The organism is Streptomyces sp. URMC 126 (assembly GCF_051386555.1).
Taxonomy (GTDB): domain Bacteria; phylum Actinomycetota; class Actinomycetes; order Streptomycetales; family Streptomycetaceae; genus Streptomyces.
Genome location: NZ_JBPQTX010000811.1, coordinates 1 through 278, shown reverse-complemented (window position 1 = coordinate 278; position 278 = coordinate 1). Strand labels below are relative to the sequence as shown.

At 73.0% G+C, this 278-nt stretch carries 1 protein-coding gene; it reads right to left on the bottom strand.

Features of this window, described 5'->3' with window-relative positions; all coding sequences use genetic code 11:
• Nucleotides 1-278 (bottom strand): hypothetical protein (locus ACSNOK_RS34025; RefSeq protein ID WP_436784602.1); only part of this gene is annotated, 278 nt, incomplete at both ends.

The following is a 278-nucleotide window of genomic DNA, read 5'->3' as shown; positions in this document are numbered from 1 at the left end:
CGGTCCTTGGCGTAGGCGATGGCGTCGTCCAGCAGCGCCCGGTAGGCGGGGGTGAGCCGGTAGGGCTCGTTCTTGGTCCAGCGGTCCGACGCGAAGGCGGTGCGTTCGGCCAGGGAGTCGTCGGCCAGGCCGTCCTCGCGGGTGAGGTAGTCGCGCACATCGGCGCGCTTGCGGGCCACGAAGTGCTCGGCGAGCTTCGCCCGCCCGGCGGCCGTCTCCAGGTCCAGCGTCGCCAGTTCGGGCCGCACCAGGCCCAGCAGGTTGCGGAACGCGGACTC